Source organism: Hymenobacter sedentarius, assembly GCF_001507645.1.
GTDB lineage: Bacteria > Bacteroidota > Bacteroidia > Cytophagales > Hymenobacteraceae > Hymenobacter > Hymenobacter sedentarius.
The window spans coordinates 3,739,135-3,761,606 of record NZ_CP013909.1 but is presented as its reverse complement, the minus strand read 5'-3'; the positions used below and the strand labels follow the sequence as shown (position 1 = coordinate 3,761,606).

Here is a 22,472-nt window from a genome sequence, read left to right as displayed (position 1 = left end):
TATTTTAGCGTGCTTACCTTATCGAAAAAGTCGTATTGCACCGAGTGCGCCTTATTTCTTTCGACAAATTGAGTCAGAATGCGGTTTACTTCGCTCATCGCTATTCCAATAAATCACGCTTGCGCTGCTCGCTCAATTCGAACATCACGGTAGGGCGCAACGCTGGAAATGTCTAGCCTGGAATGGATAACTGGGCAAGGGAAAAGACGTCGCGCAGATTTGAACGGAACGGGGTCTGGCCACCGGCCTTGCCGCTTCCAGTTGATTAAATCTCCACCTTAAGCGTGGCCGAACGGGTGGTTTGCTCGAACAGCTCGCCGTGGGGTACAATGGTAATCTGGCCGTACTCCTGCAGCAGTTGGCGGTAGGCCTCGGCGACGGGCCGCGGCTTGCGGTTCAGGTCAAAAAGGCCGCAGGCATTGACGGTGCCTTCTTTGCGGGACAAGCCAATGTTCCAGTCCACCTTGTCAATCAGCGAATACCAGGTGAAGCCCAGCACGGGCACGCCGGACTTGCGCATCTGCAGCACGTTTACCCACTGCTTCCACAGCCAGACGGGGGCATCCGCGGCATCAAACGTGTTGGTTTCGGTGTGCATCACGGGCTTGGAGTAGCGCCGGAAGTATTCATAGGTGATGTGATACCACCCCATTACGTCCATGCTGGTGATGACATCGCCGTAGGGCAGGATGATGCGCTCGTTGCGGCCGTAGTAGTCGTTGCCCATAATCTGGTAGCCGGGCGGCTCGCCGGCCATAAACCAGTCGTACTCTTTGTCGGTGAGGCCGTTGTCGCGCACGAACCGCGCCACTTCCCCGTCGGGGTGGTGGGCGTAGAGCAGGTCCAGGGCCAGGAAGCGCAGCTTGTTGTCGAGCTGAATGCGCGGGGTGCGCTCGGTCCGTAGCTCGTGCGTATACTCGGCCGACTCGCTTTGCACAATCACGCAATCGGGGCGGTGGAGGGCAATCTGCTGGTTGCCCATGATGCTGGCAGCCACCAGGTTTTTAAGGGCCGTTACAAAGGCCCGTTCGTCGCGCAGCTGCTCGTTCCAGAGCCCGTCCATGGCGCTGAGCTTGGCCGAGACGTAAATCTCGTTGACCGGTGTGTAGTAGCGCACCCAGGGGTAGCGCTCGGCCACAGCCCCGCAGTAGTGGGCAAAGTGCACGGGCAGCTCCGGGTTCTGGAAATTGCCCAGCCAGTCGGGCACGCCAAAGTGCATCAGGTCCAGAATGGGCGTGATGCCCAGCCGCTGCATCTCGGCCATGGCCAGGTCGGCAAATTCCCAGTCGTAGTCGTTCGGGCCCCGCTGGATGCGGTAGTAGGGCAGGCCGTAGCGCAGCACCTTCAGCCCCATTTCCCTTACCAGCCCCAGGTCTTCCTGGTAGCGGTTGTAGTGGTCGCATTCGGCCAGCAAGTCGCGGCGCGTCCGGCCGTGGTCGATGGTGGGGTACGAGCACTCAATGCCCGTGGCAAACATGAAGTTGCCAGGCGAGCCGCTCGGCAAGCCACTGCCCACGGTGCCGCCGGCCCCGCCGTATTCGTCGCCGGGGTAATGGCCGTCGCCAAAGTGCTTTTTTATTGCGGTTAAAAAGGAAGTGGCCATGGTAATCAAAGCTTTTTTTAAGAAAAGCAGCTGCGGGCGGCCCGGCGTGCAGCGCTACAAAATGTTGAGCCGGCCGCCGTCGGCCACCACGGTGGTGCCGTTCACAAAGGCGGCTTGCGAGGAGGCCAGAAAGCAAATCACCTCGGCAATGTCCTCGGGGCGGCCCACGGCGCCTTCCACTTTTTCCTGGCCGCTTTTCACGTTGGGGTTTTCCCAGAGCATGGGCGTATCCACCGCGCCGGGGGCCACGTTGTTGATGCGGACCTTCCCGATGTCGTACTCCCGGCTCACGCCCCGGGTGAAGGCCTCCATGGCGCCCTTGCTGGCAGCGTAAGGAATCACATTGGGCGTGGTTTCGTGGGCGTGCACCGAGCTGACGTTGACGATGGCCCCCTGCTCCATGTGGGGGATGCAGTACTTGCACAGCAGAAACACCGCCCGCAGGTTGACGGCCAGCACCTGGTCCCACTCTTCCACCGCTAGCTCGGTCAGGGGTTTAAAAGTCATTATGGCCGCGTCGTTCACCAGCACATCCACCCGCTGCCACTTGTTTAGCACCTCGTCCACCGCGGCCTTTACTTGCTCGGGCTGGCCCACGTCGGTTTGCAGGAACACGGCCTGCCCGCCTGCCTCGCTGATTTCGGCCACCACGGCCTGCCCTTCGTCCCGAGAACGGCTCAGAATGGCCACCTTGCCGCCTTCGGCCGCCATTTGCAGCGACGTCGCTTTGCCGATGCCGGAGCTGCCGCCGGTGATGATGCAGACCTTGTTTTCAAATCGTTTCATGGCTTCTGCGTAGGCAATGAGGGAGCCGGCAGTGCTGGCGCCGGTTCCAAGGGCCTGTGTAAGAGTTGCGTGAGGGCAGCTTCGTCGTGGTTTTCCAGCGCCACTTCGGCCCGCAGGTTATCCAGGTCGCGCTTTACGCTGGCCACGGCCAAGGTCTGGCCCTGCCGGACGTAGGCCACGCTTCCGGCCCGCTGCGCCAGCGGGCCGTCCACCACCAGCTCGTCCCATTTCTCCGCGTGGCCGGTGTAGCGAATCGACAGGTTGTAGTGCTTGCTCCAGAAGAAGGGCACCGCGTCGAACCGCTGCCGCTGGCCCAGCAGGTTGCGGGCCGCCGTCTGGCCCTGGCGCTGCGCCACCACCCAGTGCTCCACCCGGATGCGCTGGCCAGTGTGCGGGTCGGGCCAACGGGCAATGTCGCCGGCGGCGTAGATGCCCGGCACGCTGGTTTGCAGGTATTCGTCTACCAGCACGCCGCGGTCCAGGGCCAGGCCGGCGGCCTCGGCCAGTGCCAGCCGGGGACGCACCCCAATGCCAGCCACCACCAGGTCGGCCAGCAGCCGCTCGCCGCTCTGGAGCACAACCGCCTCCGGCTCGATGGCGGCGGCCGTTTGCTGCAAATGAAACACGATGCCTTTTTCCTCGTGCAGCGCCTGCACCATGGCACCCAACTCCGGGCCCAGGATTTTGGTCAGCGGGGCTTTGTCGGGGGCCACCACGTGCACTTCCAGCCCCAGGGCCAGCAGCGCGGCCGCTACTTCCAGCCCAATAAAGCTGGCCCCCAGCACCACGGCGCGCCGGGCAGCAGCGGCCCCGCTCATAATCGCGCGGTGGTCGGCCAGGGAACGCAGCACGTGCACGTGGGGCCGGTTGTGGCCGGGAATGTCCAGCTGCACGGGCTCGGCCCCGGTGGCCAGCAGCAGCGCCTCATAGGCTTGCGCGGAGCCATCAGCCAGCAGCACGCGGCGGCCCGCCACGTCCAGCGAGGTTACTTCGCCTTGCACCAGCTCAATGCCGTGTTCGGCATAAAAGCCTGGCGGCCGCAGGGCAATGTGTTGCTCGTCATCCGGGGAAAAGCTTTTGGAAAGGTTTGTGCGGTCGTAGGGCACGTCCGCTTCGCTGTCGAGCAGCGTGAGGCGGCCCTGGTAGCCTTCGCGGCGCAGCATTTCCGCCGCCGCGTTGCCCGCCCCACCGGCCCCAATGATTACAATGGTCTTGGGGTGGCCGGCCGGCACGGCTGTCATGGGCGAAGGGGCCAGCGGGTCGCGTTCCTGCTTGCCCGTTACGTAGGCCCGCCCGTCGCGGCGCTCTACCGTCCAGCAGGGCAGCGGGTTGAGGGCCGGTGCCCGCAGGGCCGCTCCGGTGCGCAAGCTGAAACAGGCATGGTGCCAGGGGCAGCGCACCGTGTCGCCCACGAGCAGGCCCTTTTCCAACGGCGCCCCAAAGTGGGTGCACCGCGCGCCAATGGCCAGCAGCTCCTCGCCCTGCCGTACCAGCAGCACCGGCTCGCCGAAGGCGTGCCCGCGAACCAGGGCGCCCTCGGCCAGGTCCGTAAGTGCAATCCCGGTTACCCCAAAATCGGGACCGGAGAGCAAGGGAGCTTCCATAACAAAGCAACGTGTTAGAAAAGGGTCGAACACAAAGCAGCCAGCCGGAACAAGCCCGAGCCACTAGCTAAGCAACCGGGCGCCTGGCGCCGTGTTTAGATGTGCCGGAAAACCCGGGCCACCATCTCGTCGCAGTAAATAAGGTTGAACTCGTACACGCTGGCCCGCGGATACCAGCTTTCCAGCTGCTTGCGCAGCTGCACCTTGGCCCGGCTCAGGCGTGCGTTCACGTTGGTTTCCGTGATGTCGATGGCCTGGGCGGTTTCCTGGCTGCTGAGCCCTTCCAGCTCGCGCAGCACAAACACCATCCGGTAGTCGGGCGGCAGGGCCTGGATGCAGTGCTCGAGCACCGTGCCCAGCTCGCGGTTGAGAATTTCCTGTTGCCCGTCAGTGGAAGGGCTTTGTGGGGTATCGGGGGCTTCGTTTGTAGGGGGCATGGCAGCGGCGGGTTGGGGCTGATGAGCGGCTTTCCGGCTCCACTGGTAGCAGTGGTTGAGCATGATGCGAATCAGCCAGGTTTTGAGGGTAGCCCGCGCTTCAAACTTGCCCAGGGCCTGGTAGGCGGCCACGTAGGTGTCCTGCATCAGGTCCTGCACCGTGGCGTGGGCCAAGCCGTAGGAGCGGCCTACTTTGTAGAGCGCCCCGTTGTAGCGCCGGATTATCAGCTCAAAGCAGTCCTTTTGCCCGGCCAGGATGCGGGCAATCAGCTCCGCGTCGGTGGGCGCGCCAGCGGCCGGGTGGGCCCGGGAGGGGGTGGAAGTGGGTGCATCAGTTTTCATCGATGGTACCAAGCCGGTATTTTAAGACAAGCTGCGCGCCCAGGTAATTACCAACCACCAGGGCCAGCAGCAGGGCGGCTTTGCCGAACAGTAGCAGGCCAGTGGCCAGGGCCAGCGCCGACTGCCGCCATTGCAGAAAGAAAAGTACGGAATAACCCATGAGCACCAGCGTGTTGAGGCCGGCGTGCCATAAGGCCGTGCGGTGGGCGGCCGTCCGCTCCGCTGGAATTCGGGTCAGGTCCACAAACCCAAACACCAGGGCCAGCCAACCGGCCCCCACGCCACCCGCCAGGGCGTAGTACGCGGCCGCGGTGAAGGCAGTGTGGTGGGTGTACCAGCCCAAGGCGGCGCACACCAGGTCCATGGGCAGCAGCGCCGCCGGGAAGTGCACCAGCATCAGGTGGGGCGGGTGGTAGTTCAGTTTCATGGCCCGGGGTAGCTTAGCCGAAGACGAACACGAGCAACGTCACGAGGCTGCTCACGGCCAGCAGCGCGTGCAGCCCGCCAATCGGAATGGGCTTGGCTTTGTCTGGGCCGCTCACGAGAAACATGTAAATGCCGCCCAGGGCCGTAATAATGAACAAGCCGATGGCCAGCTTGGGGTAGGCCGTGGGATGGGTGAAGGCGTAATACAGCAGTACCAGCAACCCGGACACCGCCAGCAGCCCGTGGGTGTACACCACGGCCCGGGGCGCGTTTTTCTTGTTGAGCCAGGTGATGAGAATCGTCGCGCCGAAGACGGCCGCGAGCACGAACAGGGCAATGCTTGCGTACAACATGAGTAAAAGAGTTGAAGGGTGTATTGCTCATTGGAGTGCCACCCGGCCCTTATCCTTACACAGGCACTGAAAATAATTTTAGGCTCAAAGGCGGCTCCTCACGCAGAGGTGGTCGGCTTCGATGAGCACGGCCACGTCGTCGGTGCCCAGGCTCTGCTTGAGCTCCTCGGCCACCTAGCGGGTTAGGTGCTCAAGCACCTGCGGGCGGCGGGTGTAGTTACAATTCGGCCGTCGACCTTAAGCCCCGACGATGTGCTGGCTTGGATGAGAACGCGCTATGAGTTGCAGTTGGAGCGCCTGCGCAACCGGGCGGCCGGCAGCCTGGCCAGTCAGCTCCCCGATAAGCAACTCTTACAATTTCAGCAGTTACAGGAAGAAGTTACCCACTGCGAACGTGCGGTTATTGCGCAACTTCGGCCCGCCCAGCACACCAGCCACCATGCCGGGCGGGCCTGCCTTAGCGGCCCCACTGGTTTTTGGCCGTTTCCTGGGCGGTTGGTTTGCGCTGGGACTTGAAGGCTGCCCGCATTTCACCGGAGAAGAGTTCGGACTGTTGCCAGGCGGCAAAGTGCCCGCCTTTGTTGAGCCGGTTGTGGAAGAAGGAGGTGTACCCGGAGGTCGGCTTTTCGAACTTGTTGCACTTTTCCATGGCGTTCAAAAAGCCCTTTGGCTGCAGCCCTTTGCTGCAGGTGCCCATTCCGGGCCGCCCGAACTTCGCCGCGCCGCGGGAGCTAAAACAGGCCCCTTGATTTGCGTAACCAACGCTTTACCATAACTTTAAGAAAGACAGGTACGGGCGCGGAAGTGCTCCTTATTTCATGGCGGCGTTGGCTGCCTCATTCCATGAAATCATGCCCAAAATCATTGCTCCCGCGGTTGAATTCGGCTTGCTGCTGAAGCAAACCAAACAGGCCGCCCCCGAAATCTTCGCGGCCGACGGCACGTCCTTCCTCAACCTGCTGGAAGGCCGCTGGCAGGAGCCCGGCACGCCCCGGCCCTTTGTGTCGCCCGTCGATGGCACTACCCTCGGGGCCTTGCCCATGCTCGACCAGGCCACGGCCTTGCGTGCCGTGCGCTATGCCAAAGGCGAAGCCGCCGCGTGGGCCGCCACTGGCCTCGACGAGCGGCGCGCCAAGGTGCAGGACTGCCTCGCCCTGCTCCGCACAAACACCGACCTCATCGCCAAGCTGCTGATGTGGGAAATTGGCAAAACCTACAAGCTCGGGTTCGTAGACATTGACCGCTGCATCGACGGCTTGCAGTGGTACGTGGACAACATCGAGCGCATGCTTGGCGCGCGTACGCCCCTGGGGCTGGTGAGCAACATCGCCAGCTGGAACTACCCGTTTTCGGTGCTGCTGCATGCGGTATTGGTGCAGGTGCTGTGCGGCAACGCCAGCATTGCCAAGACCCCCACCGACGGCGGCTTTATCTCCCTGAGCCTGGCCTATGCCCTGGCCCGGCGCTGCGGCTTGCCCGTCACGCTGGTCAGTGGCTCGGGCGGCGAGCTAAGCGACGTGCTCGTGAAAAACGATGCCGTAGACTGCCTCAGCTTTGTGGGCGGGCGCTACAACGGCCGCAACATCGCCGACGCGCTGGCCCAGCACCAGAAGCGCTACATGCTGGAAATGGAAGGCGTGAACGCCTACGGCATCTGGAATTTTTCGGACTGGAACGGGCTGGCCGACCAGCTCAAAAAGAGCTACGACTACGGCAAGCAGCGCTGCACGGCCTACGTCCGCTTCGTGGTGGAGCGCCGCCTGTTCCCGCCGTTTCTGGAAACGTACTGGACGGTGCTGCACGGCCTGCAAGTGGGCAACCCGACCCTGGTCAAGCATGCCGAGGACCAACTGCCGGACCTGGCCTTTGGCCCGGTCATCAACGCGGCGCAGGCCCAGGACCTGGACCGGCTATACGACAACGCACTCAAAACCGGGGCCACGCCGCTGCTCGAATGCCACCTCAACGACGAGCTGTTCCTCCCCGGCCAGGACCGCTCCGCTTACCGGGCGCCCCGTGCCCTCGTCAACCTGCCCCGCCAAAGCGAGCTGTACTTCAAAGAGCCTTTTGGCCCCATTGATTCGATTGTGCTCGTGGACCGGACCGAGGAGTTGGTCGGCGAGATGAATATCAGCAACGGGGCCTTGGTATCTGCCCTTGCTTCCGACGACCTCAAGTGGGCCGGGCGCACGGCCAGGGAAGTGCGGGCTTTCAAAGTCGGCATCAACCGCATGCGCTCCCGCGGCGACCGCGAGGAGCTGTTCGGTGGTTTGGGCGAGTCGTGGAAAGGGGCTTTCGTCGGCGGCCCCCTGCTGGTAGAAGCGGTAACGAACGGTGACAAACCGCTGCTGGGCAACTTCGAGGACGCGCTGTTGCTGCCCGAAAAGACTTGACCCCAGCGGTAAAGGGTACGGCCATACCCGCTCCGGCATTTGCCTGGTGTTTTGCCGCTTCTTAACCCTTGCTCTTATGCTTCTGCTCACCGCGTTCACGCCGCAGAATGGGCCTCTTGCACCCTGGCCGCGGTCGGGCATAATCCCCGTGCTTGGATGAATTTAGAGGAAAGGAGCAACCTCGAACTGTTCTCGAGCATTCAATACATACTTCCAAACGAAAAGCGCCCTGTAACTCATTGAGTACAGGGCGCTTTCTTGCAAACGGTAGCGGTCTGGACGGGACTCGACTCTGCTCGAAAAGTGCCTTTTTGGGCTGTTCTCTAGCCTTCTGAGTGTTCCAATGCGCTACAAAAAGCAGCACTATTTGCGCTGCTAAAAGAGTCGCAGAACGCGCTATCTTCGGATTGTACTAAATAGCACAATTTAATGAAAACCAGCGCGTACTTACGGACCCCGGCTCGTAATAAAGAGTGCACCATCAGCGTGCGATACACCCACAAGCATCAGTACTTTGCGGTACGAACCGGACTCTCTATCCGACCCGAGCTGTTTGACGAAGACGCCGGATGTGTCCGACGGTCACATGACGACTGCGACCTGATGAACGCCATTATTGAGCAACGCAAGGCGGGCATCATGACGGCGGCCAGAACATTACTGCTGCAAGGCCAAGATCCTACCATAGAAAAAGTTAGGGGCCTACTCAATGGTGTTCTCCCTCCAGCGCCCGTTGCCGCAGTCGTTCCAGTGCCGGTGATTGAAGCAGTATCGCTCGCCCCGGTTGTTACGAAAGTAAGTCGTAAGGTTACGGTTGTAAGCTCCGAAAGAAACCGCTTTCAGGAGCTGTTGGTGCTCTACTCGAAGGGCTCGGTGCACGACGCGGCCTCGACCAAAAAGGACAAGGAGTTGTTCGTCCGGATCGTCGCCGAGTTCCAAACGTGGTACGGAGGAGAATTGTCTTATGACAAGATGGACGGCGCTATGTACGCCAAGCTGGCCAAGTATTTTCTTGACATTCGAGGCGGCTACAACAACGTCTTCGGCAAGCGCATCAAGGAACTCAAATCCTTCCTGCGGTGGAGCGAGGTCGAGCACGCCATTCATCCCCACCAAGCCTACCGAAAGTGGCGGGTGTACCACGAGGAAAAGGAAATCGTCTACCTCACGCAGGAGGAGGTGGACCTCTTTTACCACGCCGAGGGATTGACCCCGCAGATGCAGAAGTACCGCGACGTGTTCGTGTTCAGCTGCCTCACCGGCTTCCGTTGGAGCGACATCATCCGCAGTAAGCAGATGGTGGTGCAGAACGGCTTGCTCACGATCGTCACGCAGAAGAATAGGGGCAACGCCAAGGTGCCGATGAACGACCGCATCAAGGCCATCATGGACCGTTACAACGGCGACCTGAACATTGTGGCGTTGCAGAAGCTGAACGAGGCCATCAAAGCACTCGCCCATAAACTGGGACTGGACAACGACGTCTACTACTATCGTCACAAGCTGAAGGAGGCGGTGCAGTTCAAGGAGCCGAAGTGGAAGCTGTTGAGTGCCCATTGTGGCCGGCGCAGCTTCATCACGAATGCGTTCACACAAGGCTTCTCGGTGCCGGAAATACTGGAAATGATTGGCAGCACCGATGCCAAGGTGCTCGGTGGGTACATGGCCATCACGGGCAGCCATCTGGTCAGCAAGACCAAAGAGCTGTCGAAGGAGGGTTCGAGTTGAGGCTGGACTCTGTAGTACTTGGACTAGATGAGCTGAACAAAGTAGGGTTAGGGCGACATGCTATTCAGACCCGGCCTGCCTACAAATGCATGAATTACTGCCTAAGGCTGGCGACTTGATTAACTCAGTTGTAGGCCAACTAGGTACGTTAGCAAAATGATAGACAGATGGGTTTTCAAGTGCTGTTTAGCCAACTTTATTTGCTCAAAACCTTAGTGGTCGTATCTGCTTAGGCCTGCTTACAGCTACCTTAGCATTAAAAAACACTGCTATGTTATTAGACCGGTTAATATTTCAGGGTCACGATACTTTTATCTGTAGAAACAACTGGTTGAAGAAGGGCTATGACTTCATTCAAACCGGGGGCAGCTTCACCGACGAAGACGCTGTGGTTAAGTTGGGGGTCGGGAAAAACATGGTCACGGCTATTCGCTATTGGCTGCGGGCGTTCGGGTTGACCGACGAAAACGACACGCCCAAGCAAGTAGCCCACGAATTGTTTAGCCAAGATGGATTTGACCCATATATTGAGGATAACGCCACCCTTTGGTATCTGCACTACTTGCTAGTAAGCACGGGCCGGGCCTCGCTTTATCACTATATCTTCAACGAGCTGCGCAAGGAAGGTTTTTCATTTAGTCGAACTCAGCTAGAGCACTTTATTAACCGCAAGTGTTCGGAACGTGGTAGCCCGGTAAATGAGAATACGTTAGACTCTGATATTAAGGTATTCGTGCGTGCTTACGCGCCCTCGGGTAAGGAGTCAGGCAAGGTGGACATTGAGGAAGAATCTACGGGCCTTTTGCAAGACTTAGGCCTGTTGTTGATAACCAAGAATGATGACACTCGCTACAGCATCGAGAACCTAGAACGGCCTGAACTGCCTTGGCAAGTAGTGCTACGGGTAATCTTAGAAAACGAAGCTTATGGCGAAACCATCAGCTTTACCGACCTCGAAGTTGCGCCTGATTCGCCGGGATTGGTGTTTGCCTTAAACGAGAAAGGACTGTTTTACAAGATTGAGGAAATGATGGCATACTATCCTACGGCCATCGTCTATTCGAGCACGGCCGGCAACCGGGTGCTAACTATCAAAAAAGACCAAATCAACCTCATTGAGGTTCTACAAGAATACTATGGACAGACCGTTTAGCCCTTCCATTAACATCGTCCGCGATGCCGCACAGGAGTTATCGTATCTGCCCACACCAAATGCGCAAACGGTTTTTGGGCAGCTAGTCAACAACTATCTCTCAGGCATCCACTGCTTCAACATCGTGGGTGCCTATGGCACGGGGAAATCAGCATTTCTGTGGGCTTTCCAGCAAACGTTAAGCAAGCAGCACGAGTATTTTCGGCTGGAAGCTGGCTTTAAAAATATCAAGGGTTTCCACTTTGAGCATTTTGTGGGCCAATACGCTTCCTTAAAACAAACCCTGGCGCAGCACTACGTGGTAGGAGCTACTGCCGACACACCTACTCCTACCATCATTGCCGCACTTGATGAAGAGTACCGCCGTCTAGCTAAAAAGAAGTTGGCGTTGGTGCTGGTGGTTGATGAGTTTGGTAAGTTTCTGGAATACGCTGCGAAAGAGAATCCTGAAGAAGAACTCTACTTCATCCAAGAGCTGGCGGAGTACATCAACGACTCGCGCAAGGATATTTTGTTGCTAACAACCGTTCACCAGGACGTTAGCGGCTACGCACTGGAATTGACGCGCACCCAACGGCAGGAATGGGAGAAGGTGAAGGGGCGGCTGAAAGAACTGACGTTTAACGAGCCAGTGGAGCAGCTGCTATATCTGGCAGCTCAGCAGCTCGGGACTACGCAGCAGGACACGGCACCAGAGGCCGCTATGAACAGCCGATTGTTTAAGGCCATTGCGAAGGCCCAGGCGTTTCCGTTGCGCGACTATTTCTCGCCGGAAATGCAGCAGCAGTTATGGCCAATGGACTTGCTGTCGGCGGCCGTGTTGGTTCAAGCCTTGCAGCGATATGGGCAGAACGAACGGTCTCTGTTCACCTTTCTGCGCTCGAATGACTATTTAGGTTTACAGCAACATGCGGCCCGCGGCACTTATTTCAGCCTAAGTCGGGTATACGACTACCTCAGCTTCCATTACTATTCTTTGCTCACGTCCAAGTACAACCCTCATTTTGCGCAGTGGGCTATTATTCGGACCACGCTTGAGCAGTTGGAAAAGCATATCGGAAACCAAGCTGAACTGGAAACAGCTAACCAACTGGTGAAATCCATTGGAATGCTGTCCATTTTTGCGCCAGCCGGGGCAGAAATTAGCGCAGATTTTTTGGAAACTTACGCGCAAATCAGCTTGGCCGTGCCTACGATCGTGCCGGTGCTGCAAGTGCTGGAACAGCAAAAGCTGGTTCGGCTAGTGCCACACAAAAACAGCTACATCCTGTTTGAAGGCACCGACCTAGATATTGAGTTGGCAATTGATGAGGCCGGCAACTTGGTAGAGCAGGTAACTGATGTGGCCACGCGACTACGGGAGTTTTTCAGCTTCCCCTACATCGCAGCTAAGCAATTGTCTTTTGAGAAGGGCACACCTCGCATCTTCGAGGTAAGGATGACCGAGGAGGCCCTGTTGGAGGAACCCAAGGGTGAAGTAGATGGGTTTGTAAATCTAATTTTTTCGGACTCGCTCACGCTGGATAAGCTAAAGTTGACAGTTGGAGACCGAAAAGATGCTGTGCTTTATGGAATATACGAGCGGTCAGGGGAGATTAAAAAGCTGATTCGCGAGATCGATAAAGTGCGCAAAGTGCGTGATGAGAACCTAAATGACAAGGTTGCTAAGCGCGAATTAAACAGCATTCTTGAACACCAAATAGCATTGCTTCGGCACTATGTAATTGACAGCCTGTATGCTCAAGACGGTGCAATTACGTGGTACACGAATGGACCGGCCCAACTTAATTTTAAAGGCCGACGGGATTTCAACCGTTGCCTGTCCAATATTGCCGACCACGTCTACACTGCCACACCAACCTACTATAGTGAACTGGTTAATAAAACCAAGCTTTCTTCACCTATCGCAACGGCCCGCAAGAGCTTCATGCGGGCCCTGTTTGAAAACTGGCAGTACCCTGATCTAGGATTCCCGGCCAAGAATTTTCCACCCGAAAAAACTATCTACCTCTCGCTCCTAAAGGAGACAGGGATGCACCAGATTGTTAACGGTGAGTATGCTCTGACTCCTCCCACTGATGCTTCTTTCCAAGCTCTATGGCAGGTAGGTGAAGTGTTCTTGCAGCGGTCTCAAGAAGGACCCTTGAAAATTTCGGAACTGATGCAGGAGCTGCTACGCAAGCCGCTCAAGCTAAAACAGGGATTTGTAGATTTCTGGGTGCCGGTGTTTTTATTCATGAAGCGTCACGATTTTGCGCTGTACGGTGAGCAAGGCAAGTACATTCCCGAACTGCGTTTAGAAGTTGTAGACCTCTTCACTAAAAGCCCAACACTGTACACGGTAAAGGCCTTCGCGCTGCTGCCTGAAAAGTTGGCGTTGTTCAATGACTATCGGGAACTGCTTCAGTTAGGCACAACTGAACGGGTATCCAATGCGGCTTTTATCGAGTCAATCAAGCCATTTCTGACCTTCTACAAGCAATTGCCGGCGTATGCGCAACATACCCGAAATTTGCCAGTGGCCACCCAGCGCCTGCGCGAGAGCATTTCCACAGCGAAAGACCCGGAAGCCGCTTTTTTTGAGAAGTTTCCTGGAGCACTAGGTTTCAACCTACCTGAGTTGCAGCGCGACGCGGCAACGCGGGAGCAGTATGTAAAAACACTGCAGGAAAATATTGCGCGCCTACGCCAAGCATATCCGGCTTTACTAACTCGCTTGGATGCCTTCATCAGCAGCCAGGTAGTGGGTAAAACAGTAGATTTTGACCACTATAAACGGCGGCTGCAGGAACGTTTTAAGGGACTGGAAAAACACCGAGTACCGGCCGACCTCCGCGTATTTCAGGACCGAGTAACGTCGAAACTGGATGACCGAGAATCGTGGCTTAACTCAATGTCAACTTGCATTCTTGGTAAGAGCTTGACCAGCTTTGAGGACTCAGACGAACGTAGATTCCAAGACGAGTTTCAGCAGCGCATCCATGAGCTGGACAATTTGTGTGAGCTAGCGAAGGCCAACCCTGACTCTGATACAGAGGACATTTTCCGGTTGGGCATCGCAGCGTTCGGCAAGAAAGAACAAACACGTATCATTCGACGCCCAAAGCAACTCAGCGCTGCAGATGTAGCTGTAGAAAATGAAATACGCACACTACTAGGCGCAGACAAAGCCCGTAGCCTCGCAATTCTGGCCCGCCTACTACAGGAACAATTATAATAGCATGACTAAGCCCACACGGCATCTACTCGGCATTTCCGGCGGCAAGGACAGCGCGGCGCTGGCCATTTACCTACGGCATAAGCATCCGGAGCTGCAACTTGAATACTACTTCTGTGACACCGGAAAAGAATTACCCGAAACGTACACGCTAATAAGCAACCTGGAAAACTACCTGGGGCAGAAGGTAACACGCTTGGAAGCAGCGGAGGAAAGCCCGGAAGATTCCTTTGACCACTTCGTAAAGGTGTACGGTGGATACCTGCCTTCATCAAGCGCCCGTTGGTGTACTAAGAAACTGAAGCTAGAGCCGTTTGAGAAGTTCGTAGGCAATGACCCCGTAGTTTCTTATGTAGGCATCCGCGGCGATGAGGACCGGGAAGGCTATATCTCGCGCAAACCTAACATACAGTCAATTTTCCCCTTCCGGCGCAACATCTGGAGCGAAGACGTAGTGCAGAAGGTTCTGCAAAACGATGCCATGGCGCGCCTGCGCGGGCTGTACGAGGAGTTAAGCGAACCGGTGCAGTTGGCACGAGTGGTGGCCTTAGCGGAAACGCCGTTATCGCGGGGGTTCACGCAGGCTCAGAAGCTTAATGCCTTACTCGATGCCGACACTCGCTTGTTTAATAAGGTCGTGTTTGGGATGCTGCGCGGTACTGCCTATCCACTAGCCAAAGCTTCTGCGTTCTCACTACTCGATAACGAAGACAACCTCATCAGGTCCGATATCTTCCGATTGTTACGCGAAAGCGGGGTGGGCGTGCCAGCTTATTATGAGAAAATAACATTTGAGGTTGACGGGCAAAAGGGCGAATATGCCCGTAGTCGCTCGGGCTGCTTTTTCTGCTTCTTCCAGCAAAAGATTGAATGGGTTTGGCTTTATGAGCAACACCCGGAACTGTTCGAGCGGGCCCTTGCCTATGAGCGGGACGGATATACTTGGATGGAAGAGTCGTTGACTGACTTAATCAAGCCAGCGCGTCTGCGTCAAATCAAGCTTGACGCTATTGGCAAGCAGCGCAAAGCGAAAGGTCCTGCAAGCCCCTACCTGTTGGATATTTTGGATGATGAGGAAGAGGTAGGTTGTGCTTCTTGCTTCATATAAGCCGCGATATGGCAAAGAAAGCCCCTTTAGCAAAGAAAGCTCCCGTAGCGAAAAAGGCATCTGCACCAAAGAAAGCTCCTTATGACCTTGATTTCGGAGAGCGTGGCACTCTGAAAGACCACAGAAAGGCATTTTTCCTTTATCCAGTATTTTGGAAGGAAACTACTAATCCTTTGCCTTCACACATTAAATGGAAACGAGTAAAATTCACCAAAAGCAATCTTAAAAGTATCCCATTAGTGAGAGGTATTTATTGCTTTGTAGTGTGTCCTGAGGTAGGCCTGTTTTTTGACACTAGTTATCTGTTTTACGTTGGCAAAACAGATAGAACGCTTAATGTAAGGTTCGAAGAATACCTTGCTGACCAAGATGGCAAAGGAAAACCTCGAATTAAAGTTTTCGAGATGCTTAAGCAATATGATGGCTTCTTATACTTCTACTACACTGAACTACGGTCTGCGGCAGAAGTTAAAAGAGTTGAAGAGAAATTGATTAACACTTTTGTACCAAGGGTAAATACGCAGATTCCAAGAACGAAAGTAAAGGAGGAGCTTAAATATCTTTACGAGATTTAAAGATGAAAGCCTTGAAAAAGCCTACTAAAAGTTCTGCACAAACAACCACTTTAGCCAAGAGCACCGCTAGCCAAAGCGCTGCTGGAAGGCTTATACTTCCATGTTTGAGAGGAAGAATAGGGGATTGGATTTACTATTCAACGCTTTTGCCATTTAAAGAAATAGCGAAGCGCGTTTCAATGGCTGATGAAATACACAAAAACAAGCAACTCAGCCATTGGATTCAACGAGAAATTAGTGATAGAATACCAGAGATAGTCAGTTATTTACGTGAACAAGAACAGCGCTTTTTCAACTCAATCATAGTTGGAATATACGGTGGGAAGCCTGCATGGCAAGGCTTGTCTATCGATATGAAAGATTTGAAGTTAACTGAAGAGGAAAGCGATTATTTAGATAAAACATTTGGCATTCTTCGTTTAACGGGTAAGGAGGAAATGTTTGCAATTGATGGTCAGCATAGAACGGCTGCCATAAAAGACGCTATTGCAGTTGCCTCAGAGTTAGAAACAGAAGAAGTTCCGGTAATATTCGTAGCCCACCGCACTGATTACGAAGGCGAAATCCGCACACGCAGGCTTTTTTCAACACTTAATCGCTACGCAAAACCGGTCTCAACTAGTGAAATAATTGCACTAGATGAGGAAGATAATGCTGCGATATTGACGCGTAAATTGATTGAGCAATCCTCAATATTCACGGATAAAATTGCTTTCAATAAAAACAAAAGCCTCAGCCTTAGTAATAAAAATGACTTCACCAATATAATTCTCTTGTATGAAATAGTCATTACACTTTTAACCGATAAAATATTTATAAAATCATTGCCAATCGGCGGGGAGAAGTACGCTTCGTTTGTAAGTAGAAGATTATCGGAGGATAAGCTCACGAAAATTTATGATGGCCTCGTAAGTGAATTCGAAGAAATAATCAATGGGTTGCCATTTCTTCGTACGTTCTTCGAAGGCGGCACTATTGACCGTAAGGCAAATACCACTAACCTTATATTTAGGCCTATTGGGCAAATAGTATTTTTTAACACTTATAGGATTGCTAAACACCACAAAAAAGAGAATTTAGTCATTAAGTATTTTTCTAATGATGGGTTTAACTTGAACCATCCCGTTTGGAATAAGCTATTTGTAGACCCTGGTACAAAGAATACAGTTGTAACTCAGCAGGTCCAACGAGCAGCAATTCTATTGCTTTTAAGCAAGTTCAACATTCCATTTAGCGGCACGCCTAAGGATAAGGAACTCATTAATAATTTGTCAATTGATGTAACCTCTTTATAGCCTTTGAAGCAAATAAGACGAGTGATGCTTAAAGCTTAGATTCAATGTTGAATATGTGCGCCACTTCTCCTGCATGCTGAAAGATATCAGGTTTCCACGAGGAGAAGAATATCGCTCTGGCACCGATAATGAGCCATTTGCCTTCTACCTCGAAAGTTTGGTAGAAAGCAAGCGACTTGATTTGCTGTTGGGCTATTTCAGTTCATCGGCAATCAATGTGTTGGCATTAGGATTCGCTAAGTTTATCAGCAATGGCGGGCAGGTCAGGCTGATAATTAACCATGTGCTTTCATCACAGGATAAAGCAGCCGTGCTTAAAGGGCTTGCTGCAGGTGAGGAGAACGACCAATTTTCAGTCGAAGACTTTCACGGCTTGAAAAACGCCCTGGATAAATATGGGCAGCATTTCTTTGATTGCATCGCCTGGCTGATAGGGCAAAAGCGTATCCAAATCAGAGCAATCAAGCCAATGGGCAGGCGCGGAATTGCTCATTATAAATCGGGCATATTCTATGACGGCACTGACAAAGTAAAATTCAAAGGCTCATGCAATTTTACCGCCTCTGGGCTGCTGGAAAACCTGGAAGAGCTTGACCTAAAATTGTCCTGGAAATCAGAGCGCGATGCCTTTGCGGATTACGAACAGGATTACAACCAGATTTTTGCAGGGCAGACCGACTACGCCGCGCTGATTCCATTCGACAAGATTGAAGAAGTCATACTGCGGGAGTATGGGGGCAAAGATTTAGACGAACTGCTGATAGATGAGCAACAGCTGCTAGAACAAAAGGCGAAGCAAAAGCACAACGAAAAGACGCAACGAGTATTGGAAACGATTATGCAAAAGATAGAAGCGTACCGTGCCTCCCCTCGTTTCCCTTTCGATGGCGAGCCGCGGCAGTATCAGGAAGAGGCTTATCAAAACTGGGTTGCCAACGGGCACCACGGCATTTTTGCAATGGCCACGGGCACGGGCAAAACCATAACTGCTCTCAATTGCGTGTTGCACGAGTACGCTGCAAGTCAGCAGTACCAGGTAATCATCTTGGTACCTACTACCATATTAGTGGAGCAGTGGGAAAAGGAAGCCAAAAAATTCAACTTTAAAATAGTTATCAAGGCGTCGTCCCGGAATCCTGGTTGGAAGAATGAACTAAGCGAAATCAGGAATAGACAGCTGGCGGGTGTGCCGTCTTCCTACGTCATTGTTTCGACTTACCGGACATTTGCCAATCCCGAGTTTCAGGCATTCGTAAGTTCAGTTGGTGAAACGGCAATTTTAGTAGCGGATGAGGCCCACAACGTCGGGGCACCGAGCGTAGCCGCAAATTTTGAGCAGCTTAAGATTCAGAAGCTGATTGGCCTTTCCGCTACACCAAAGCGCCTGTATGACGAGGACGGGTCGGGCAAAATGGAATTGTTCTTCCACGATAAAGCACCCTACACATACAGCTTTACAATGCAGCGGGCCATTGAAGAGGGTATCCTATGTAAGTATTATTACTACCCACGGGTAGTAGAGCTGACGCCGGAAGAAATGGTGGAGTATACCGAAATATCCGCTAAGCTGGCTTCACTTCACGACCGGGCTACCAAGGATGCTTCCGCGCAACGTAATTACGAGATGCTGCTTATGCAACGGAAGCGCATTATCCACAAAGCGACCAACAAGCTTAAGGCATTTGAGGAAATCCTTGAACGAGTAAAAGCTTCCGAAACAGGACTAAAATACATGCTGGTGTACGCCCCGGAAGGATATTATGAGGATGACGAAGTGGCCACGGAGTCCTATCCAGATGTTGAGGATTCTAGCCGGATAATTAGCTACTATTCCAACGCAGTGCGGCAAGTTTCGCCTACTACTCACGTCGCGCAGTACATCAGTGATTCGGCAAACAAGGACCACATCCTGAAAAGCTTTGAGGAGGGAGATATTGACGTGCTACTCTCTATGAAGTGCTTGGATGAAGGGGTCGATATTCCGCGCACTGAACAAGCGATTTTCTGCTCTAGCACGGGCAACCCTCGGCAATTTATCCAGCGGCGTGGCCGCATTCTGCGACGGCACGCCGACAAACGGTTTGCGAAGATTCACGACCTAGTGGTGGTGCCGAGCAGTGTACCGACAGGCTCAACTTTTGACCTGGAGCGGAACATGGTGAGGAAGGAGTTGGAACGGGTGGTAGATTTTGCCTACATGGCACTAAACAAGTACGAAGCCATTGAAGCGGTGCAAAGCGTGTGCCGCCGTTACGGAATTAACCCTGATACCCTTGACCCTTATTCTTCACACACCAATGAGTAGCATCACAACCCTAAAAGCATTCCTGCAGGACGAAATCATCCAAGAGGAGTACGGAATCACTGAAGCAGACGTGGCGGGTGCCTCAATGACGGGCTCCACGCATGAATCGAATATGATGATAGTGCTACTGCGTGAGATGGTCAATCAGCACACCGACCGGAAACCCTCAAAATCAATTGCTACTCGTCTTTATACGGTGCTCACCAGCCGTTTGTAGTTCTATGCGCGTCCTCAACATCACCATGAGTAATTTTCTCTGCTACTACGGAGAAAATAACCGGATTGTATTCACCGATGGGCTCAACCTAATACTAGGGGCCAACGGCTACGGTAAAAGCAAGCTATATGACGCTTTTCAGTGGGTATTCAACGACTATATCACAAATGAGGCTTTGGCACCGGCAGTCAGGTATACCAGTGAGCTGGGAAAAGCGCTTATTAATGAGCGGGCGCTTGCTGAAGCCGAAAAAGATGCCAAAATCTCCTGCGAGGTTTGTATTGAAGTGTCCCGTGGGGCTGGTAACACATTCCAACTCATCCGGCGCCTATACGTCGTAAAAAGTAATGAAAATGAGTTTAAAGCTGCCACAACTAGCCAATTCATAGTCAGGAAGAAAGACGTTCTGGAATTCAAGCCCTTGAGCGAAGCCGACGCCAAACTGGAGCGTGATAGACTTATCCCCGCTGAAGTAATGCCTTATCTCTGGTTTCAGGGGGAGCGTGGCGTCAGTAACATCATTGATACTTCACGCCGCGAATCGTTGAAGCAGATTGTCAATAGAATGTCCGACACGCAGAAGTGGGACGATTTTATCGACATAACAAAGCAGGCCTACTCGATAGCGGATAAAGAATTCAACCAGGCGCTTAATAGTGATTCAACCCAACGCTTAAAAGCCAAGGAATATCAAGAGCAGCAAACGGCCGCTCAGCAAAATCTCGAAGCAGTTGAGACAGAGCTAACGGAGGTGGAGAAGAATTTGGATATGGCCGCTCAAAAGCACGAGAACATTGCTGGGCAGTTGGCCGCCGCGCAAAAAATAAATGACCTGAAAAAAGACCGTGACGTGCTTGGCGCGTCACTTCGCATAGCAACAACTCGCTATGAGAATCTTAAGCTAGGCTTTGCAAAACGCTTATTTACAGACTCATGGTTGCTAACGGGTACCGACGATTTGGTCGACCAGTTTGAGCAGAAGTACAATGATTATGAGACAATCGTAAGAGATAGAAAAGTGGCGGCTCAGGTGGCTTACAATGAAGCGGAGCGTGAGCAAACGCGCTTGCCCGAAGGTGTGCCAGACCGGAATACTGTGCAACTCATGCTGCATGATGAGCACTGCCAAGTGTGTGACCGGCCCGCACCAAAGGGCTCAGAACCATTTCTGGCAATAGAAAAATTGTTGGAAAAGCCTAAGCCAATTAAGCCACTCGAAACAACACCCAATATCGCAAAAGAGCTACGTGAATTGTACCGGGCAGGCATGAATATGCAGGGCAAGTACAGCAAGGCACCTGAGCAGATTCGTGCCACCTATCTTGAACAATTCAGTCTGGAAGGTGAAATGCGCGATTTGGAAGACCAAATCAAATCTGTAGAAGAAGCCATTTCCACGGAAGTGATTAACAGCGGCTTAGAGGAAAAGGACGCTGCCGGAATGCTGAAATCAATCCGGTCGGCCAATGATGACACTCATACTTTTTCCGCACAAGCAGAAAAGCTGCGCACTGCCCGCGAGAAATACACAACGCAACTGAATGACATTAAAAACGGACTCACAAAGCTCTCGGTAGATGTCAAGATGGACCCTAAACTGGCGCAGAAACGGAAAATGCTAGATGACCTGCGCGAGTTAGCTATTCGCATGAAATCCACGCAATACAAAAAGCTTATCCATCAACTAGAAGAAACAGCTAATCAGCACTTCAAAGAGATGAATGAGCCCACAGGCGCTTTTTATGGCACTATCAAATTTGTGCCGGATGGGGATGGCTACATGCCGCAGATTCACGATGATGCAGGCCGGCGAGTTGACAATCTGAATACGTCTCAGACCAGCTCTTCGAAGTTGGCAATCATCATGGCCATCGTCACAGCAAACCAAACCCGAGGGTTAGCTGACCAATACCCATTGATTGCAGACGCACCGATTTCAGATTTTGATGCTGTGAAAGCGCGAGCATTCTTAGCTCAGACTGCTCGCGCCTTCGGGCAGAGCATTGTCATTGTTAAGGATTTCCTGGATGCTGACCCTACACAAACAGGGCAATACCAAGCGGACACTGTTCGGCTCGCTCAAATCAAGCAGGACGTTGAGGCAGCAGGCAAAACACTTAATATCTACCAATTGACGATTCCAGCGGGTCAGACTGCCCAAAACCGCAAAAATCTATCTGTACAAATCACCCCGCTTGCTATCTAATGGAAAAGTTAAGAATCAAGTTTCTGGAGAAAGTAGCGCTCTACCCAAAAACTTACGAAGAATTGGTAACCCGCTTGACTCGGGTAGGCGACGTAAGTAAAAGCCTCGGCACCAACGAAGAGCAATTTGAAAGAGGCAAGGCCTTTGGCTCTGTTTACGAATGCTTCATGTATGCTACTATGGTAGGCATAAAGGCCCGAAACTCCTTGCCATTTGAGCGCGGCGCGGCAGGCAAAAAATTTCTACCAATTAAAGATTGGAAGCCTGATGCCATTGTTCAGTACCTCTTTATGAGTCTGTTGGCTTTGGGTGATTTCCCTTTGTCGGACCTGGAAGCATTGGGCACCGACGCTGAAGATAAGAAGGCTAGCGAGTTGGTTAATTTGATGGAATGCTACGCCAAAGGAGGTTTTGAACTGATGTCGGATAAACGTAAAGCGTCACCGCAATTTTTTGAGTCTCCTAGTAATGTTGTTACATTTTTGAAGGAGATGAAGCCTCTGAACAATTAAATTAACCTGGCTGATTCTCGGTTGGCCTCAAAGTCGGCGGGCGAAGGCATAGGCTACACAAAAAACAGAACATAGTTAATGTTATAAATCTACCTTACAGGTAAAAAAATGGCTGTTTGGATAAACCGTCCCATAGGCAAACGAGCGTATGGTCTAATCTAGCCCCTTTAGCCCTTTCATCCCTGTCGGCCCATTCTACTAAAGCCTCCCAA

General features: G+C 53.4%; 19 protein-coding genes. 11 read left to right on the top strand and 8 right to left on the bottom strand.

Annotation, left to right across the window (positions count from 1 at the left end):
- Positions 1-265: 265 nt before the first annotated feature.
- The 8 genes from AUC43_RS15510 to AUC43_RS15480 all read right to left on the bottom strand — a co-directional run bounded on the left by AUC43_RS15510 (position 266) and on the right by AUC43_RS15480 (position 6,200).
- Positions 266-1,603, bottom strand: coding sequence for a family 1 glycosylhydrolase (locus AUC43_RS15510; RefSeq protein WP_068198732.1), 1,338 nt, complete (start codon positions 1,601-1,603; stop codon positions 266-268).
- 54 nt (positions 1,604-1,657) lie between these two features.
- Entirely contained in the window at positions 1,658-2,389 is a 732-nt protein-coding gene (locus tag AUC43_RS15505) for an SDR family NAD(P)-dependent oxidoreductase (protein ID WP_068195634.1), read from the bottom strand.
- Entirely contained in the window at positions 2,386-3,993 is a 1,608-nt protein-coding gene (locus AUC43_RS15500; protein WP_071885939.1) for an FAD-dependent oxidoreductase, read from the bottom strand. The genes AUC43_RS15505 and AUC43_RS15500 overlap by 4 nt, the downstream gene beginning before the upstream one ends.
- A 95-nt stretch (positions 3,994-4,088) precedes the next feature.
- Entirely contained in the window at positions 4,089-4,772 is a 684-nt protein-coding gene (locus tag AUC43_RS15495) for a sigma-70 family RNA polymerase sigma factor (RefSeq protein ID WP_071885938.1), read from the bottom strand.
- Complete coding sequence (locus AUC43_RS15490) at positions 4,762-5,199, bottom strand: DUF2231 domain-containing protein (protein WP_068195631.1); 438 nt, start codon at positions 5,197-5,199, stop codon at positions 4,762-4,764. The genes AUC43_RS15495 and AUC43_RS15490 overlap by 11 nt, the downstream gene beginning before the upstream one ends.
- Before the next feature lie 13 nt (positions 5,200-5,212).
- Positions 5,213-5,551, bottom strand: coding sequence for a hypothetical protein (locus AUC43_RS15485; RefSeq protein WP_068195626.1), 339 nt, complete (start codon positions 5,549-5,551; stop codon positions 5,213-5,215).
- Between the two features lie 84 nt (positions 5,552-5,635).
- Entirely contained in the window at positions 5,636-5,725 is a 90-nt protein-coding gene (locus AUC43_RS21060; protein ID WP_233254026.1) for a GTP cyclohydrolase I, read from the bottom strand.
- A 283-nt stretch (positions 5,726-6,008) separates the two neighbouring features.
- Positions 6,009-6,200, bottom strand: a complete 192-nt coding sequence (locus AUC43_RS15480) for a hypothetical protein (RefSeq protein WP_068195624.1) — start codon at positions 6,198-6,200, stop codon at positions 6,009-6,011.
- Positions 6,201-6,402: 202 nt separating this feature from the next.
- On the opposite strand from AUC43_RS15480, the gene AUC43_RS15475 reads away from it, so the two are divergent.
- The 11 genes from AUC43_RS15475 to AUC43_RS15425 all read left to right on the top strand — a co-directional run bounded on the left by AUC43_RS15475 (position 6,403) and on the right by AUC43_RS15425 (position 22,260).
- Positions 6,403-7,944, top strand: a complete 1,542-nt coding sequence (locus AUC43_RS15475) for an aldehyde dehydrogenase family protein (RefSeq protein WP_068198729.1) — start codon at positions 6,403-6,405, stop codon at positions 7,942-7,944.
- Between the two features lie 429 nt (positions 7,945-8,373).
- The gene (locus AUC43_RS15470) at positions 8,374-9,672 is read left to right on the top strand and encodes a hypothetical protein (protein ID WP_068195621.1); all 1,299 of its coding nucleotides are present in this window, start codon (positions 8,374-8,376) and stop codon (positions 9,670-9,672) included.
- A gap of 271 nt (positions 9,673-9,943) precedes the next feature.
- Entirely contained in the window at positions 9,944-10,825 is an 882-nt protein-coding gene (locus AUC43_RS15465) for a DUF4007 family protein (RefSeq protein ID WP_068195615.1), read from the top strand.
- Positions 10,809-14,042: a hypothetical protein gene (locus AUC43_RS15460; RefSeq protein ID WP_068195612.1), complete on the top strand. Its 3,234-nt coding sequence runs from the start codon at positions 10,809-10,811 to the stop codon at positions 14,040-14,042. The genes AUC43_RS15465 and AUC43_RS15460 overlap by 17 nt, the downstream gene beginning before the upstream one ends.
- A gap of 4 nt (positions 14,043-14,046) precedes the next feature.
- Positions 14,047-15,150, top strand: coding sequence for a phosphoadenosine phosphosulfate reductase family protein (locus AUC43_RS15455; protein ID WP_068195607.1), 1,104 nt, complete (start codon positions 14,047-14,049; stop codon positions 15,148-15,150).
- An 8-nt stretch (positions 15,151-15,158) separates the two neighbouring features.
- Positions 15,159-15,725, top strand: coding sequence for a GIY-YIG nuclease family protein (locus tag AUC43_RS20460; protein WP_082685125.1), 567 nt, complete (start codon positions 15,159-15,161; stop codon positions 15,723-15,725).
- A gap of 2 nt (positions 15,726-15,727) precedes the next feature.
- Positions 15,728-17,020, top strand: a complete 1,293-nt coding sequence (locus AUC43_RS15445; protein ID WP_082685124.1) for a DNA sulfur modification protein DndB — start codon at positions 15,728-15,730, stop codon at positions 17,018-17,020.
- 73 nt (positions 17,021-17,093) lie between these two features.
- On the top strand, positions 17,094-19,325 hold the full coding sequence (locus tag AUC43_RS15440; protein ID WP_068195600.1) for a DEAD/DEAH box helicase family protein: 2,232 nt from the start codon (positions 17,094-17,096) through the stop codon (positions 19,323-19,325).
- A complete protein-coding gene (locus AUC43_RS15435) occupies positions 19,318-19,542 on the top strand; it encodes a hypothetical protein (protein WP_068195598.1) in 225 nt (74 codons plus the stop codon). The genes AUC43_RS15440 and AUC43_RS15435 overlap by 8 nt, the downstream gene beginning before the upstream one ends.
- A 4-nt stretch (positions 19,543-19,546) precedes the next feature.
- Positions 19,547-21,748, top strand: a complete 2,202-nt coding sequence (locus tag AUC43_RS15430; protein ID WP_068195595.1) for an AAA family ATPase — start codon at positions 19,547-19,549, stop codon at positions 21,746-21,748.
- Positions 21,748-22,260: a hypothetical protein gene (locus AUC43_RS15425; protein ID WP_068195592.1), complete on the top strand. Its 513-nt coding sequence runs from the start codon at positions 21,748-21,750 to the stop codon at positions 22,258-22,260. The genes AUC43_RS15430 and AUC43_RS15425 overlap by 1 nt, the downstream gene beginning before the upstream one ends.
- Positions 22,261-22,472: the final 212 nt, after the last annotated feature.